Below are 15,838 nucleotides of genomic sequence, written 5' to 3' on the forward strand. Positions count from 1 at the left end.
CACTTGCCGCCTTCCTGCAACGCGAATTATTTAGGGGCTACGTACCGGTATTACTGGGTACTGGTGGTTGTCGTGGTTGTCGTTCCGGTATTAGAACCATCACCACCACCGGTTGCCGCAAGGGCCACCCCCACCGCAGAACTTACGGTGCTCACGCTGGTAGCGGAGGAACTTCCTGCCGAAACCGACGCGGCAGCCGACCCTGCAGCCTCACCCACCTGAACGGGAGCAGCATAGACAGAGGTCGCCGCAAGCGCAGATATAGCCCAAAGGCCATACAGAACTTTTTTCATCACAAATTCCCTTCATTTAATGAATGGAGATTTACCCAAAAGAATTTCGGGCGAGATCGAGTATACACAAGCCAAAGTGTGCAAATTACGCCTGGCGGGAATTTAGGACAATGAGAAAAGAAAGTAGATTGCTATTATTAATTAATAGCATTAAACAGTAAAATCAATCAGTTAAAATATACACACCAGAAATACAATATCCGTAAATTCTGAAAAGGACAGAAATCAAATTCCGTTAAGTTAATTATTTTAGGATTAAACTCAATTAAGGTGTGAAGCAAAAATGTCGAGATCCTGGAGCAATCTTATAAAAAAAGCCGATATTAATATCGGCTTTTTTATTGCATTAATGCCGGATGGCGGCTAAACGCCTTATCCGGCCTACAAATGTGTGCCTGTAGGCCGGATAAGCGCAGCGTCATCAGGCGCGCCAGGACTTATAACGGTTAATCAAACCGTTAGTCGAGCAATCATGGCTGGTAATCTCTTTATCATCATTCAGCTCAGGCAGGATGCGATTTGCCAGCTGTTTGCCCAGCTCCACACCCCACTGGTCGAAAGTGAAGATGTTCAGGATTGCGCCCTGAGTAAAGATTTTGTGCTCATACAGCGCAATTAGCGCCCCCAGGCTGAACGGCGTGATTTCACGCAGCAGGATGGAGTTGGTCGGGCGGTTGCCTTCGAACACTTTGAACGGCACCACGTGTTCCAGCGTTGCCGGATCTTTACCCTGGTCGCGGTATTCCTGCTCAACCACTTCACGAGATTTACCGAACGCCAGCGCTTCAGTCTGAGCAAAGAAGTTAGACAACAGTTTCGGATGGTGATCCGATAGCGGGTTGTGGGTGATAGCCGGGGCGATGAAATCGCACGGCACCATTTTTGTACCCTGGTGGATCAGCTGGTAGAACGCATGCTGGCCGTTAGTCCCCGGCTCACCCCAAATGATTGGGCCGGTCTGGTAATCCACCGCGTTGCCGTTACGGTCCACGTATTTACCGTTGGATTCCATATTGCCCTGCTGGAAGTAGGCCGCGAAACGGTGCATATACTGGTCATACGGCAGGATCGCTTCGGTTTCAGCACCAAAGAAATTGTTGTACCAGATACCGATCAGCGCCAGCAGCACCGGCAGGTTTTTCTCCGCCGGGGTAGTGGAGAAGTGTTTGTCCATCGCGTGCGCGCCGGACAGCAGCTCTACGAAGTTGTCGAAACCGACGGACAGGATGATCGACAGACCAATCGCTGACCACAGGGAGTAACGGCCGCCAACCCAATCCCAGAATTCGAACATATTGGCGGTATCAATACCGAATTCGCCGACCGCTTTCGCGTTAGTGGAAAGGGCTGCGAAGTGCTTGGCAACGTGTTTTTCATCACCGGCGGTTTTCAGGAACCAGTCGCGCGCGCTATGGGCGTTAGTCATAGTTTCCTGGGTGGTGAAGGTTTTAGAAGCGACCAGGAACAGCGTGGTTTCCGGGTTCACTTTCTTCAGCACTTCAGCGATGTGCGTCCCATCGACGTTAGACACAAAGTGCATGTTCAGATGGTTTTTATACGGACGCAGCGCTTCGGTCACCATGAACGGACCAAGGTCGGAACCACCGATACCGATGTTCACTACATCAGTAATGGCTTTGCCGGTATAGCCTTTCCAGCTTCCGGAGATGATCGCTTCAGAGAAGGATTTCATCTTCTCCAGCACCGCGTTCACTTCCGGCATCACATCTTTGCCGTCAACGATGATTGGGGTATTGCTACGGTTGCGCAGCGCCACGTGCAGCACGGCACGGTCTTCGGTACGGTTGATTTTCTCACCGGAGAACATGGACTTGACGGCGCCTGCCAAATCGGTCTCTTTCGCCAGATCCTGCAGTTTGGCCAGCGTCTCTTCAGTAATGCGGTTTTTGGAGAAATCCACCAGCATCAGATCGTCAAATGTCGCGGAAAATTTGGTGAAACGATCGCTATCTTTCGCGAACAGATCGGCGATAGTAACGTCTTTCATCTCTTCAAAGTGTTTTTGTAGTGCCTGCCAGGCTGAGGTCTGCGTTGGATTGATGTTTTTCATTAGCAATACTCTTCTGATTTTGAGAATTGTGACTGAGATCGATTGTAACGCCAGTCACAGAAAAGTGTGATTGTTTTAATGCCATTGCCAGGGCATCCGCCAAACGAGGCTAAAAAGTATAGCCGTTATCAGCGTTGTTATTAGTACCGTTACTCAACGCAGTTGCAGCATGAAAAATCCGCATAATCCCAGCGTTGACAGTGCAAGCTACACATTTTATTTATAAATACGGTATTTGCATTTGCGCCTGCACCGGTTTCCGTTCTGCCTTATGTGCCATGGTCGCTCTATTCACTCCCTGACACGAGGTAGTTATGACTGATGTAGTTGTCTCCAAGTTTGGCGGTACCAGCGTGGCGGACTTTGATGCCATGAATCGCAGCGCTGATGTGGTGCTTTCTGATGCGAACGTCCGGTTAGTGGTGCTCTCCGCATCGGCAGGCATTACCAACCTGCTGGTTGCTCTGGCGGAAGGGCTGGAGCCAACCGAGCGCTTCGAAAAACTCGACGCCATTCGTCAAATTCAGTTCAATATTCTGGAACGCCTGCGTTATCCAAACGTGATTCGTGAAGAGATCGAACGCCTGCTGGAAAACATCACCACGCTGGCAGAGGCGGCGTCACTGGCGACCTCAACCGCGCTGACCGACGAACTGGTCAGCCACGGCGAGCTGATGTCTACCCTCCTGTTTGTTGAGATCCTGCGTGAGCGCAACGTCCAGGCGCAATGGTTTGACGTACGTAAAGTGATGCGCACTAACGATCGTTTCGGTCGTGCAGAACCCGACGTCGCGGCGCTGGCCGAACTGGCAACGCTTCAGTTAGCCCCACGTCTGAGTGAAGGTCTGGTGATTACCCAAGGCTTTATCGGCAGCGAAAGCAAAGGCCGCACTACCACGCTGGGACGCGGCGGCAGTGATTATACGGCCGCCCTGCTGGCTGAAGCGCTGCACGCAACGCGCGTCGATATCTGGACCGATGTTCCCGGCATTTACACCACCGATCCGCGCGTTGTTCCAGCCGCTAAACGTATTGATGAAATCGCCTTCGAAGAAGCCGCGGAAATGGCGACCTTCGGCGCGAAAGTGCTGCACCCGGCAACCCTGTTACCTGCCGTACGTAGCGATATCCCGGTGTTTGTTGGCTCCAGTAAGGATCCAAAAGCAGGCGGTACGCTGGTATGCAATAAAACCCAAAATCCACCGTTGTTCCGTGCCCTGGCGCTACGCCGTAAGCAAACGCTGCTAACGCTGCATAGCCTGAATATGCTGCACTCTCGCGGCTTTTTAGCGGAAGTGTTCGGCATCCTGGCGCGCCACAACATCTCGGTAGATTTAATTACCACATCGGAAGTCAGCGTGGCGCTGACGCTGGATACCACCGGTTCAACGTCTACTGGCGATACGCTGTTAACACAGTCTCTGCTGATGGAACTGTCTGCCCTGTGTCGGGTTGAAGTGGAAGAAGACCTGGCGCTGGTAGCGCTGATTGGCAACGACCTGTCCAAAGCCTGCGGCGTGGGTAAAGAGGTGTTCGGCGTACTGGAGCCGTTCAACATCCGCATGATTTGCTACGGCGCGTCCAGCCATAACCTGTGCTTCCTGGTGCCAGGTACCGAAGCCGAACAGGTGGTACAGAAGCTGCACCATAATTTGTTTGAATAATATTTCATCACGCGATAAACAATAACTATAGCCGGGCTCGAACCCGGCTTTTTTATAACAACACAACACATTTCAATCGCAAGGAATATAACATGCTCGCTACTCTGACGCGGCTGTTCCCATTATGGGCGCTGCTGCTCTCTGTTATTGCGTATTACACGCCCTCCACTTTTACACCTGTCGGGCCATTCGTGCCGTCGTTACTGATGCTGATTATGTTCGGCATGGGCGTCCATTTGAAGGTGGATGACTTTAAACGTGTACTCTCACGTCCTGCGCCGGTCGCCGCGGGTATTTTCCTGCATTATCTGGTGATGCCGCTCGCCGCCTGGATTTTGGCGCTGGCTTTTAATATGCCGCCGGAACTGTCCGCAGGCATGGTGCTGGTCGGTAGCGTCGCCAGTGGAACAGCGTCTAACGTCATGATCTATCTGGCAAAAGGTGATGTAGCGCTCTCCGTGACTATTTCATCCGTTTCAACGTTGGTCGGCGTCGTCGCCACACCGCTGCTGACACGGCTGTATGTCGATGCGCATATTCAGGTGGATGTGATGGGTATGCTGCTGAGTATTCTGCAGATCGTGGTCATTCCGATTGCCCTGGGACTGGTCATTCACCATCTGTTCCCACGCGTCGTAAAAGCCGTCGAGCCGTTTCTGCCCGCGTTTTCTATGGTGTGCATCCTGGCGATCATCAGCGCCGTCGTGGCAGGCTCCGCTTCGCACATTGCGTCCGTTGGCTTTGTGGTGATTATCGCCGTTATCCTGCATAACACCATTGGCCTGCTCGGCGGCTACTGGGGCGGAAAACTGTTTGGTTTCGACGAGTCGACCTGCCGTACTTTAGCTATCGAAGTCGGCATGCAGAATTCAGGCCTGGCCGCTGCGCTGGGCAAAATCTATTTCGGCCCGCTTGCCGCCCTGCCCGGCGCGCTGTTCTCCGTTTGGCACAACCTTTCTGGTTCGCTATTGGCGGGTTACTGGTCCGGTAAACCGATTAAAGAGAAAGCACGCCGCTAATTGTCGGCTGTAGGCCTGATAAGTGTAAGCGCTAGCAGGCATAATACGCGCACGTCGCCGGATGGCGGCTAACGCCTTATCCGGCCTACCCAGCCTCTGCACTTTGCCGTACACTGAGGATATCGGCTAACAGAGGGCACCCCTATGGCACTCCCCCGCATTACCCAAAAAGAGATGACCGAGCGCGAGCAGCGTGAACTGAAAACGCTGCTCGACCGCGCACGCATAGCGCATGGTCGGCTGCTGACCAACGCAGAGACCAACAGCATCAAGAAAGAGTACATCGATAAACTGATGGCCTTGCGCGAAGCGGAAGCAAAAAAAGCCCGCCAGTTAAAGAAAAAGCAGGCTTATAAACCGGATGCGGAAGCATCGTTTTCCTGGTCAGCGAATACGCCAACGCGCGGCAGACGTTAACGCCCTTTCTTCTTACGCCCCGGCGAGGTAAAGCGTTTGCCGTTTGCTGCCGGGCGCGATTTCTCTTTCTCCGCAGATTTTTCGATTTTCACTACCGGGCGCTTAATGCCTGCGGTTTTTGGCTTCGCTTTCGCCTTCGGTTTGGCTTCCGAGGACGAGTTCTCGATCAGCTTAAAGAGTTCGATCAGTTCGTCATCCGTCAGGTCGCGCCATTCGCCAAGCGGCAGGCCGGATAAACCAACGTTCATGATACGCGTACGCTCAAGTTTGGTAACTTCATAGCCAAAGTGCTCGCACATGCGGCGGATCTGGCGGTTCAGCCCCTGAATCAGCGTGATGCGAAACACAAACGGCGCTTCTTTCTTCACCTTACATTTCTTGGTGACGGTGCCGAGGATTGGCACACCGGCCCCCATCCCACGGATAAAGTCATCAGTGACCGGCTTATCTACCGTCACCAGATACTCTTTTTCATGATCGTTACCGGCACGCAGGATTTTATTCACCAGGTCGCCGTGGTTGGTCAGAAAGATAAGTCCCTGGGAATCTTTGTCCAGACGACCGATTGGGAACACACGCTTGCTGTGATTCACGAAATCAACAATGTTGTCGCGCTCGCTGTCTTCGGTGGTGCTGACAATCCCTACTGGCTTGTTCAGCGCGATAAAAACCAGATCTTCCGCTTCACGCGGCTCAATCAACCGACCATTCACTTTTACGACGTCGCCAGGCTTTACCTGATCGCCAATGGTGGCGCGTTTACCATTCAGGAAGACATTCCCTTGTTCGATAAAGCGATCCGCCTCGCGACGCGAGCAGATTCCGCTTTCACTGATGTATTTATTTAATCGGATGGATGAGTCGGGCAGCATAGTTTCTCCTGTATACACTTCATCCTTCAAGCTGTCTCTGCGTTGGCTGCCCTCACTCCCCCAGGTCACATAGCAATCTATGCTCCCAGGGATTCGTTCCCTTGCCGCCTTGATACAACTTGAATGATTTTGTGTATTAAAAGCGAAATATACCCTACCTTGTGGGCGATAAAAAAGAACAGTGTGTAAATGTGCGATTGAAACTATGCCGCTTTTTCAGGTCTGTCACGCCCCGAAGAAGAAGTCTGCGAGGCGCTTTCCAGATTAGTTTAGGGAGTCGCTGACAAACAGTTGCTGGTCAGCTTTTGCTTCCAGCTGCGCCAGTGCGGGAATCAACTGGCTGATGTTGACCAGACTGTGTCCTAACTGGCATACGCTCTCATACGCAAAATGTTCCTGGCCTTCACCCGCCATGGTCAGCAGGCTTTCGCCCATAAAATTCAGCGTCTGGTACAGCCCTGCCAGCGCCTCTTCGCAGCCAAACGATAGCGCCAGATTTTCTTCGCTAGTAAGACGGCTACAATCAAGATGGCGGAACGCCTCGGCGAGTGGAAAATAAAGCAGATCGGCTTGCGGAATGGGAGAAGAAGACGCAAAACAGGCGTTAGTGGTACTATTAGCATCAGCCATAGCATTACCTCGTATAATGTTGTGGTTAGACGCCCTGATCGTGTTCCCGCACTTTCGGGGCGTTGTCATTTTGGGTGTGTGAGAGTAATGTGTCATCACACATACTCACACCACTCTTGTGTAATTAATGTGTCAACACACATGAACGAAAGAAGAGGCAATCCTCCGTTTCAATTCCGTCTGGATCCGGAACTTCGCAAAGCGATGGAAGAAGCACAGCGGCAGGATGGCGATGAATCGTTGGCAGCATGGATTAAGCGTATTATCAGAAAAGAGCTGAAGCAGAAAGGGATCGAAGTCTAGTGGTCGGCATTATGTATCGTTTTCTGAAGGTCTGTTTAGAGCGGGGAACGGACATTGAACATATGAGTTATGTCAGCCCAAGGCTTCGAAGCTGCTGTACTGACCTCGTAGCGGTTAGATTTCCGTTGGTGAGCTTTCCTGCCAGAACAAAAGAAAACTCAGGCTGATAATGCGATGGACATATCCATGCAACGCAGATCTGTTTGGGCAAGTCTTGATGGGGATGTAGTTTCCTTGATAAACATAAAACCATGCTTTTCGTAGAAAGTTTGCGCGTTTGGCGTTGAGGTCAAGGTTAACTGTTTCACCCCTCTTTTAATCGCTTCAGCTTTAATCGTTTCAATAATCAGGCTAGCAAAACCTTTACCAAAATAATCCGGCAATGTAAAAATAGCTTCTACGCTACCTTGGGTAAGATCCAGATATCCCGTTGCTACCAATCCTGCATCAGGCAGCTCGACAACAAAGAAAGGATTTTCCGTAATAACCACTCTGTAATGTTCAGGCATAGCTTCAGGCGTCCAGGCCTCAAGCACCCTGGCACAATAACTTGGCTTACATCCTTCCCGAATAGAAAGATTCCTTATATTCCAGCATTCCTCTGCCTCTTCAGGTACTGCAAGTCTGATTTTCATTTGTTCTTCCTTTTCGTCTTATTATATTTATAGATTTATCATGAAACGGTTTCGTTTCAATATCTTTGTTTTACAAAAGAGGAAAGTCCACTCCAGGCACGGAGCGGACAAGCTGCCATCATGAGCAGTAAGCAGATAATCACCTCTTGATTAGTCGATTATTAAATGTAAACGGAGCATAGTAAGTCATTCGGTACAGGATTATGCAGTCCTATCCATCGACACAAAATAACTGTAAGGTCACAAATATGACGCCTACATTGCAAGGATCTCTTGTCACGCTCCGTCCTCTGCTTAAGACAGATGCTCAGCTATTGATTGATGCGGCTGCGGATGGGGAACTCTGGTCCCTGCCATTTACGGTAGTTCCGTCTGCTGACACAGCTGATTCGTACATTCAGAAAGCCCTGAAGGGGCAAACTGAAGGCACAGTCATGCCGTTTGCTGTAACGCTCTCATCAGACCAACGCGTCATTGGGTCAACACGTTTCTGGAAGATTGATAGAGAAAACCGAAAGCTCGAAATTGGTCATACCTGGTATTCACAAAGCTGGCAAAAAACAGCTGCAAATACCGAGAGTAAACTGTTACTACTGCGATACGCCTTTGAGCAACTGAAGTGTGTTCGCGTTCAGTTTACGACTGATGTATTGAATGAGCGCTCCCAGGCTGCCATTCTCCGTATTGGCGCAGTCCAGGAAAGCATCATCAGAAATGAACGAATTATGCCTGATGGCCGAAAACGTACTTCCATACGGTATAGCATAATTGATGATGAGTGGCCGCAGGTTCGGACTAACCTTGAGCGCCGCCTCTCCAGTTACAGCAATGAGAAATAACTCGAGCTTTTGCGGGCGGAAGATGTGACTTTTGTCTGACGTCCGCTTATGGCACAGAGCGGACATACTGGGTGAGTCGGACGCCCGCATAACGTTAACAGGCGTCCAATATTTTGAAGTGGGCAGATTACTTAACCCGCTTCCCCGTTTCGTCAATGACCTTCTCGCCATCCTCTTTGATAAACGCTCGTTTCTGGCCTTCCGGTAGAATATCCAACACTATTTCTGAAGGGCGGCAAAGACGAGTGCCAAGCGGCGTAACGACTACCGGCCGATTAATCAGGATCGGATGTTGAAGCATGAAATCAATCAACTGCTCATCACTAAATTTCTCTTCATCAAGACCCAGGTGTTCATAAGGCTCAACATTCTTACGCAGTAATGCACGCACCGTAATTCCCATATCTGAAATAAGTTTAATCAGCTCATCACGGGTCGGTGGCGTATCGAGATAATAAATTATCGTCGGTTCGTTGCCGCTGTTACGGATCATCTCCAGCGTGTTACGAGAAGTGCCGCAGGCAGGGTTGTGATAGATGGTAATGTTGCTCATATCTGTATCTCATTACAAAGTGATGGAGAACCGCAACGCCAGCGCGGCCAGAGTGACAAACAGCACGGGCAGAGTCATGATAATGCCAGTGCGGAAGTAATATCCCCATGTAATCGTTATATTTTTCTGGGCAAGCACATGCAGCCAAAGCAAGGTTGCCAGACTGCCAATCGGGGTGATTTTCGGGCCTAAATCGCAGCCAATCACATTGGCATAAATCATAGCCTCTTTGACGACGCCAGTCGCCGTACTCCCGTCAATCGACAGTGCGCCAATCAGCACCGTCGGCATATTGTTCATCACCGATGACAGGAACGCGGTCAGGAAACCGGTGCCGAACGTTGCTGCCCATAACCCCTTTTCTGCCAGCAGGTTCAGCACGTCAGACAGATACTCCGTGAGTCCTGCATTGCGCAGGCCATAGACCACCAGGTACATGCCCAGCGAAAAAATAACAATCTGCCATGGCGCACCGCGCAGGACTTTTCCGGTGTTGATGGCATGACCTCTTTTCGCCACTATAAACAGTACTGCTGCGCCAGTAGCCGCTATCGCACTGACCGGGATCCCCAGAGGTTCCAGCACAAAGAAACCGACAAGCAGCAATAACAGGACAATCCAGCCCGCCCTGAACGTTGCCGGATCCTTTATCACACTGGCAGGCGTCTTCAGCAGCGAAACGTCATACGTCTCCGGAATGTCCTTGCGGAAGAAGAGATGCAGCATGACCAGAGTGGCCGCAATCGCGGCTACATCTACGGGGATCATAACGGAGGCATACTGCGTAAAGCCCAGACCGAAAAAGTCCGCCGAGACGATATTCACCAGATTGGAAACTATCAGCGGCAGGCTGGCCGTATCTGCAATAAATCCTGCGGCCATGACAAAGGCCAATGTCGTGCCCTGGCTGAATCCCAGTGCGAGCAGCATCGCAATTACAATCGGCGTCAGGATCAGTGCGGCGCCGTCATTGGCAAACAACGCAGCAACAGCGGCCCCAAGCAAGACTATCCAGGTAAACAAAAGGCGGCCACGTCCGTTACCCCAGCGGGAGACGTGCAGTGCGGCCCATTCAAAGAAGCCGGACTCATCGAGCAGCAGGCTGATGATGATGACCGCAATAAATGCCGCTGTCGCGTTCCAGACGATATTCCAGACAACGGGAATATCAGCGATATGGATGACTCCGGTACCCAGCGCCAGCGCAGCTCCGATACTCGCGCTCCAGCCAATACTCAGACCTCTGGGTTGCCAGATCACCAGTACCAGCGTCAGTAAAAATATACTCCCTGCCAAAAACATTTCAAACTCCGTTACATATGATTATGTGAATATGTTTTCCTTCCTCAGCAAGAGGTGCAGGCCGACTTTGCCAACCATTCCCGCACATCTTCCCGAAGGCACTGCCAGGACGTCGTGATTGTCTCAGCGGCCCACGCAGGAATATGAGGTGACAGACGATAGTGAATCCATTTGCCTTCCCGACGATCCAGAACTAGCCCAGACTCGCGAAGAATAGCCATATGGCGTGATATTTTGGGCTGTGATTCGGCTGTAGCTGCACAGATATCGCACACGCACAGTTCTCCAGACTCCCGCAGAAGCATGACAATGGCGAGCCGTGTTTCATCCGACAGGATTTTGAAAAGCTGAACAGGTTGTAGCATTTTCCTCTCCGTTCACTTTAGAATACATATATGATAAATCATATATATTAACTTTGAAATCATCTGCTCTCTCTGGAGGAGAAAAATGGAACAATTTCCTGCCCTGAATACGGAATGCTTTGATCAAGACATCGCTGAACGCCTGCATCTGCAGGAGCCACCAAGAATTCTGATCCTGTATGGTTCAGTAAGAGAGCGCTCCTACAGCCGCTTTGCCGCGGAGGAAGTGGGTCGCCTGCTGACGGCGATGGGCGCGGAGGTGAAACTCTTTAACCCCTCCGGTTTACCCCTGCCGGATGATGCGCCGGACACGCATCCCAAAGTCACCGAGCTGCGCGGTCTGGTCAGATGGTGTGACGGGATGGTGTGGAGTTCTCCGGAACGGCACGGTGCTATGAGCGCGGTGATGAAGGCGCAGATTGACTGGATACCCTTAAGTGAAGGCGCGGTTCGTCCTTCGCAGGGCAAAACACTTGCGGTAATGCAGGTCTGCGGCGGTTCACAGTCCTTCAATGCCGTGAACCAGATGCGTATTCTGGGTCGCTGGATGCGGATGTTCACTATCCCCAACCAGTCCTCTGTAGCCAAGGCATGGCAAGAGTTCGACGAAAACGGACGAATGAAACCTTCGTCCTGGTATGACCGTATCGTCGATGTAGCCGAGGAGCTGTTTAAAATCACGCTGCTGCTTAAGGGACAAACCGGTTATCTTGCAGATCGTTACAGCGAGCGAAAAGAGAGCCATCAGGAGCTTTCATCCCGCGTCAATCAGGACAAAATATAACGTCCTTGCTTATTGAGCTCAAACGTCCGCTCCTGGCACGAAGCGGACGAGCTAACTGAGATGAAGGTCCGCTGTAAGCGAGGAGCAGATATTGGATTTGAGAACAGTTATGTTCGTGTGCATATCTATGATGGCAAATTATCATCCAAATCCAGTTGGTTGTAAAACTCCTGCTCCAGTTTCGTTTCCAATATCGAACGAATCTCAAACGCCAGATTTTTATAAAAAACTGAGAACTCATCATTCTTGCACAGCAGAACAATTTTACGACGCTCTTTACGCTTTTTGATCCGGATAATCTTCAGCAAGTTAGAAAAAGCAGGAATAGTAGTAATGAACAACGGCGTCGTTAACGTCCACCCGTAACCACAGGATATTAGTTTCAATATTTCATCAGCATTGTCCATTTCAAACTGAATGGTAGGAGAAAAGTTTTGCCATTTCAGCCAGTTAAGTGTCTGGATTCCCGTTGGCGTATTTTGGGTATAAGCAATGTAGTTCCGCTGTTTACATAATTCTTCCAGCTCTGTTTCCGGCCACGATTTGGGGCAAATACATAGAAACTCTTCCTCAATCAAAGGATACATTCTAACATTGGGTGGCATTTCAGTATACAGCATGGTTACAGCAATATTAATATTCCCATTATTAAGTGCCTGGAGTAATCCGGATGCTGTGCCAGTCACCTGAAAAATATGCTTCACCTGTGGTTGCAGGAATTTCAGGATATCCAGGCCAACGGTTTTACTAATTGAATCCACAAACCCAATTTTCAGATTTGAAATATGTCCGTCGCTTATTGCATTGATACGTTCTTGCAGGTGGACACCGTTATCAATAATTTTTTTTCCTAACGGGTAGAGTGCTTGTCCGGCTATCGTCATCTGGATTGGTCGCTGTGAACGGTTGACTAGAGCAGTATTTAATCCGAGCTCCAGGTTTGCAACCTGCTGCGAAATTGATGACTGAGTCACATTCAGTTTCCTCGCTGCGGCTGTAAATGAGCCAGTGTCTATCACGGCTAAAAATGCCTGCAATTGCTTAAAATCAAAGTTAATATCCTTCATTTTCACCCTTTAGTATTAAATTTTTTAATAGTATCTATTTAACTTTTAAATGGTATTTTTTCTTTGAGCTACTTCAAACTATCTGTTACATCGCTAAATTAATGTATAGGCAACCTTAATACACAAGAGAAACAGATATGCGTGAAGAAAAAGATCTATTAGGAACTCTAATGGTGCCAGATGAGGCCTACTATGGTATTCAAACACAACGTGCGGTGCTGAATTTCTCCGTGTCAGGAAAAACAGCAGGAGAAATTCCACACTTTTTATGGTCTATCGCCGCAATCAAGCAAGCGGCAGCAGAGGCTAACAGACAAATTGGTGCGCTGGATGAACAGAAAGCGTCAGCCATCGTTACTGCGTTGAAAGAGGTAATGGCCGGCGATTTTGATGCCCATTTCCCTATTGATATTTTTCAGGGGGGAGGCGGCACTTCAACCAATATGAACATGAATGAAGTAGTCGCAAACCGGGCCAGTGAGCTAATCACTGGCAAACGCGGATATGATGAGATTCACCCAAATACCCATGTTAACATGGGGCAGTCAACGAATGACGTCATCCCTGCGGCGATGAAAATGACCAGCCGTATGAATATAAATCAATTGTTAATTCAATTAGAAGAACTTGAAGCGGTGTTGTCAGAAAAAAGTTTTCTGTTTTCTGACAAGGTGAAGTTGGGGAGAACCTGCTTACAAGATGCAGTGCCGATGACGTTTGGCCAGCAGTTTGGCGCTTATCGCACGCAGGTCAGCAAACTTAGAGCAAAAATGGCTGAAGTAAGCGAAGAAGCATTGTTTTTACCATTGGGCGCGACAGCTATAGGTACAGGCCTGTCCACTCACGAAGGATATATCCCGGCAGTTTATCAGTGGCTGGAAATCATTACTGGGGATAAATACACGCCAGAATCGGATTTCTTTGACGGTCTTCAGCACGGTGATTTTTATATTGAATTTTCCGCACAGCTAAAAAAAATAGCTGCGTTTCTCTCCAAAATGGCTACCGATTTTCGTATACAAGGTTCAGGACCAAGAGCGGGGTTTAATGAAATTATTGTCCCTGCTGTCCAACCGGGCTCTTCAATTATGCCGGGAAAAATTAATCCTGTAATACCTGAATTGATAAATCAAATTGCGTATCAGGTGATTGGTAATGACGTAACTGTGACGATGGCTGTGGAGGGCGGTGAGCTTGATCTGAACGTGTGGGAACCTGTGTTGTTGAAAGTTCTCTTTGAATCCTGCTCATTATTAAGTAAAGGGATACCGTTATTTATTGATAAATGCCTGAAGGATATTGCGATCAACGAAAAAGTGAGCGCCCGTTATGCAGAGGAAAGTACAGCGCTTGCGACTATCATCTCCACATTATTTGGCTATCAGGTAGGATCTAGAATCGCCAAAGCTGCATTTCAGCAGCAGACCAGTGTAAAGCAGGTCGTGTTAGCAGAAAATCTGTTAACACCAGAACAGGCAGATTACTTGCTTGATCCAATGAATATGACTGACCCACAAAAAAGTACAGCAGTGATTAAGCGGTATCAAAAAGAAATGAATATTTTGTAGGAACCCGATTTAATAAATAATTATTTTTGACTTGAGGTAATGAATGTAAAAATTCATTACCTTGGCATCCACTTTGCGTGAAATAAAAATAAAAACAGGATAATTATATGGTAATGTTTCATATCGTTTTATTGCTGGGGACTATCATGGTTGCCGCCCGTTGGGGGGGAATTGGAGTAGGGTTTGCTGGTGGGGTTGGATTAGCAATTTCAGTTTTTATTTTTGATGTTCCTGTGGGGACTCCGCCTGTCGACGTCATGCTCATTATTCTGTCCACCATTGTAGCGCTCTCTGCAATGCAACAGGCTGGCGGAATGGATTATTTAGTAACTCTGACAGAGAAATTATTACGTAACAATCCAGGTTACCTTAATATTCTTGCGCCAACAGTGACCTTTTTCCTGACGGTACTTTCCGGTACGGGATATACCGCTATGTCAGTCATGAATGTGATTCAGGAAGTTGCAAAAGATAACGGTATTAGACCCAGCCAACCATTAAGTTCTGCTGTTGTTGCTTCGCAGTTAGGAATTACAGCCTCACCGATCTCTGCAGCTACAGCAATTATGTATGGTACTGTAGAGGTAATGGGAGTCAGTTTTGGTGATGCTATGTTGATTGTTTTTCCCACAGCTTTTTTTGCTATGCTGGTTGCAGCTTTTATCGCCAGCAGACAAGGTGAAAATTTGGCTGATGACCCCATTTGCAAAAAAGTTATGCAAGAAAATAAAATTGTTATAAATAAACATGTCAACAACGAAGTTCCCGCAAGGGCTAAATCCTCGGTAGTCATTTTTTTGGTGGGTGTTATATTTGTAGTTTGTATGTTGCTGTTTAAATCGGTTGTTGGGCATGCAATTAATTCTCGTGATCTAATAATCATCACCATGTTTGTTGTTTCTACGTTAATTGTTTTTATCTGTAAACTTGATATGAAAGAACTGAAGAACACACCTATATTTAAATCTGGTGCTGAATCACTGGTTGTGGTGTTAGGTATTGTGTGGTTAAGCAGTACGCTTATTGGCGCACATATCGATGAGATAAAAATACAAGCCAGTGATATGTTACGTATGTATCCGGGACTACTGGCGGTAGTTTTTTTCTGTACCAGCGCAATGTTATTCAGTCAGGGCGCAACATGTGCTTTATTGATGCCTATTGCCGCCTCTATTGGTATTAGCGTTGATGCCATTTTGGCCAGTTTCGTCGCTGTTAGTGCACTTTATCTCACTAACATTTACCCAACAACGGCATTTGCAATTGCAACTGATGATACTGGCTCATTTTTAAGTAAACGGTGGAATGGTTCTAAGATAATTAATCATCCATTCTTTTTACCGGGCTGTATCTCTATATTAGTTGCAGTCCCAATCGGTTTTGCCCTGGCAAAAATTATTCTTTAATTTATATGATTACCAATCAGATATAGGAAATAGTAAGATGCAATCCAAAA

Annotated in this window: 17 protein-coding genes; 8 read left to right on the forward strand and 9 right to left on the reverse strand. The window is 48.5% G+C overall.

Features of this window, described 5'->3' with window-relative positions; all coding sequences use genetic code 11:
• Positions 1–50 precede the first annotated feature (50 nt).
• Complete coding sequence (yjbE, locus tag AC534G_RS23745; protein ID WP_003826562.1) at positions 51–293, reverse strand: exopolysaccharide production protein YjbE; 243 nt, start codon at positions 291–293, stop codon at positions 51–53.
• 421 nt (positions 294–714) lie between these two features.
• Positions 715–2,364 (reverse strand): glucose-6-phosphate isomerase, encoded by a 1,650-nt coding sequence (gene pgi, locus AC534G_RS23750; protein WP_110496245.1) that lies wholly within the window; start codon positions 2,362–2,364, stop codon positions 715–717.
• A gap of 314 nt (positions 2,365–2,678) precedes the next feature.
• On the opposite strand from pgi, the gene lysC reads away from it, so the two are divergent.
• The 3 genes from lysC (at position 2,679) to AC534G_RS23765 (ending at position 5,464) form a co-directional block, all read left to right on the forward strand.
• Positions 2,679–4,028, forward strand: a complete 1,350-nt coding sequence (gene lysC, locus AC534G_RS23755) for a lysine-sensitive aspartokinase 3 (RefSeq protein ID WP_038636225.1) — start codon at positions 2,679–2,681, stop codon at positions 4,026–4,028.
• Between the two features lie 92 nt (positions 4,029–4,120).
• Complete coding sequence (gene panS / locus AC534G_RS23760) at positions 4,121–5,047, forward strand: ketopantoate/pantoate/pantothenate transporter PanS (protein WP_069325174.1); 927 nt, start codon at positions 4,121–4,123, stop codon at positions 5,045–5,047.
• 144 nt (positions 5,048–5,191) lie between these two features.
• A complete protein-coding gene (locus AC534G_RS23765) occupies positions 5,192–5,464 on the forward strand; it encodes a YjbD family protein (protein WP_003826541.1) in 273 nt (90 codons plus the stop codon).
• Here AC534G_RS23765 and rluF read toward each other — a convergent pair.
• Complete coding sequence (rluF, locus tag AC534G_RS23770) at positions 5,461–6,336, reverse strand: 23S rRNA pseudouridine(2604) synthase RluF (protein ID WP_110496247.1); 876 nt, start codon at positions 6,334–6,336, stop codon at positions 5,461–5,463. The genes AC534G_RS23765 and rluF overlap by 4 nt on opposite strands.
• 264 nt (positions 6,337–6,600) lie before the next feature.
• Positions 6,601–6,966, reverse strand: a complete 366-nt coding sequence (locus AC534G_RS23775) for a hypothetical protein (RefSeq protein ID WP_038636218.1) — start codon at positions 6,964–6,966, stop codon at positions 6,601–6,603.
• A 141-nt stretch (positions 6,967–7,107) separates the two neighbouring features.
• On the opposite strand from AC534G_RS23775, the gene AC534G_RS23780 reads away from it, so the two are divergent.
• Positions 7,108–7,269, forward strand: a complete 162-nt coding sequence (locus AC534G_RS23780; protein WP_006688333.1) for a hypothetical protein — start codon at positions 7,108–7,110, stop codon at positions 7,267–7,269.
• 158 nt (positions 7,270–7,427) lie between these two features.
• On the opposite strand, the gene AC534G_RS23785 is transcribed toward AC534G_RS23780, so the two are convergent.
• Positions 7,428–7,904 (reverse strand): GNAT family N-acetyltransferase, encoded by a 477-nt coding sequence (locus tag AC534G_RS23785; protein ID WP_069325171.1) that lies wholly within the window; start codon positions 7,902–7,904, stop codon positions 7,428–7,430.
• Positions 7,905–8,152: 248 nt separating this feature from the next.
• Here AC534G_RS23785 and AC534G_RS23790 point away from each other — a divergent pair, with 248 nt between their 5' ends.
• Positions 8,153–8,743, forward strand: a complete 591-nt coding sequence (locus AC534G_RS23790; protein ID WP_038636215.1) for a GNAT family N-acetyltransferase — start codon at positions 8,153–8,155, stop codon at positions 8,741–8,743.
• A 127-nt stretch (positions 8,744–8,870) separates the two neighbouring features.
• Here the strand turns inward: AC534G_RS23790 and arsC are convergent, their stop codons facing one another.
• The 3 genes from arsC to AC534G_RS23805 are packed head-to-tail and all read right to left on the reverse strand — an operon-like array spanning position 8,871 to position 10,963.
• Complete coding sequence (arsC, locus tag AC534G_RS23795) at positions 8,871–9,296, reverse strand: glutaredoxin-dependent arsenate reductase (RefSeq protein WP_038636213.1); 426 nt, start codon at positions 9,294–9,296, stop codon at positions 8,871–8,873.
• A gap of 12 nt (positions 9,297–9,308) precedes the next feature.
• The gene (locus AC534G_RS23800; RefSeq protein ID WP_038636211.1) at positions 9,309–10,598 is read right to left on the reverse strand and encodes an arsenic transporter; all 1,290 of its coding nucleotides are present in this window, start codon (positions 10,596–10,598) and stop codon (positions 9,309–9,311) included.
• A 44-nt stretch (positions 10,599–10,642) separates the two neighbouring features.
• Entirely contained in the window at positions 10,643–10,963 is a 321-nt protein-coding gene (locus tag AC534G_RS23805; protein WP_038636209.1) for a transcriptional regulator, read from the reverse strand.
• An 85-nt stretch (positions 10,964–11,048) separates the two neighbouring features.
• On the opposite strand from AC534G_RS23805, the gene arsH reads away from it, so the two are divergent.
• Positions 11,049–11,747 (forward strand): arsenical resistance protein ArsH, encoded by a 699-nt coding sequence (gene arsH, locus AC534G_RS23810; protein ID WP_085049572.1) that lies wholly within the window; start codon positions 11,049–11,051, stop codon positions 11,745–11,747.
• Between the two features lie 125 nt (positions 11,748–11,872).
• On the opposite strand, the gene AC534G_RS23815 is transcribed toward arsH, so the two are convergent.
• Positions 11,873–12,814 (reverse strand): LysR family transcriptional regulator, encoded by a 942-nt coding sequence (locus AC534G_RS23815; RefSeq protein ID WP_110496251.1) that lies wholly within the window; start codon positions 12,812–12,814, stop codon positions 11,873–11,875.
• Positions 12,815–12,951: 137 nt separating this feature from the next.
• On the opposite strand from AC534G_RS23815, the gene AC534G_RS23820 reads away from it, so the two are divergent.
• Both AC534G_RS23820 and AC534G_RS23825 read left to right on the forward strand, forming a co-directional pair.
• On the forward strand, positions 12,952–14,382 hold the full coding sequence (locus AC534G_RS23820) for an aspartate ammonia-lyase (protein ID WP_038636202.1): 1,431 nt from the start codon (positions 12,952–12,954) through the stop codon (positions 14,380–14,382).
• A 107-nt stretch (positions 14,383–14,489) separates the two neighbouring features.
• Positions 14,490–15,788 (forward strand): anaerobic C4-dicarboxylate transporter, encoded by a 1,299-nt coding sequence (locus AC534G_RS23825; protein ID WP_038636199.1) that lies wholly within the window; start codon positions 14,490–14,492, stop codon positions 15,786–15,788.
• Positions 15,789–15,838 lie beyond the last annotated feature (50 nt).

The organism is Citrobacter sp. CRE-46 (genome assembly GCF_059615875.1).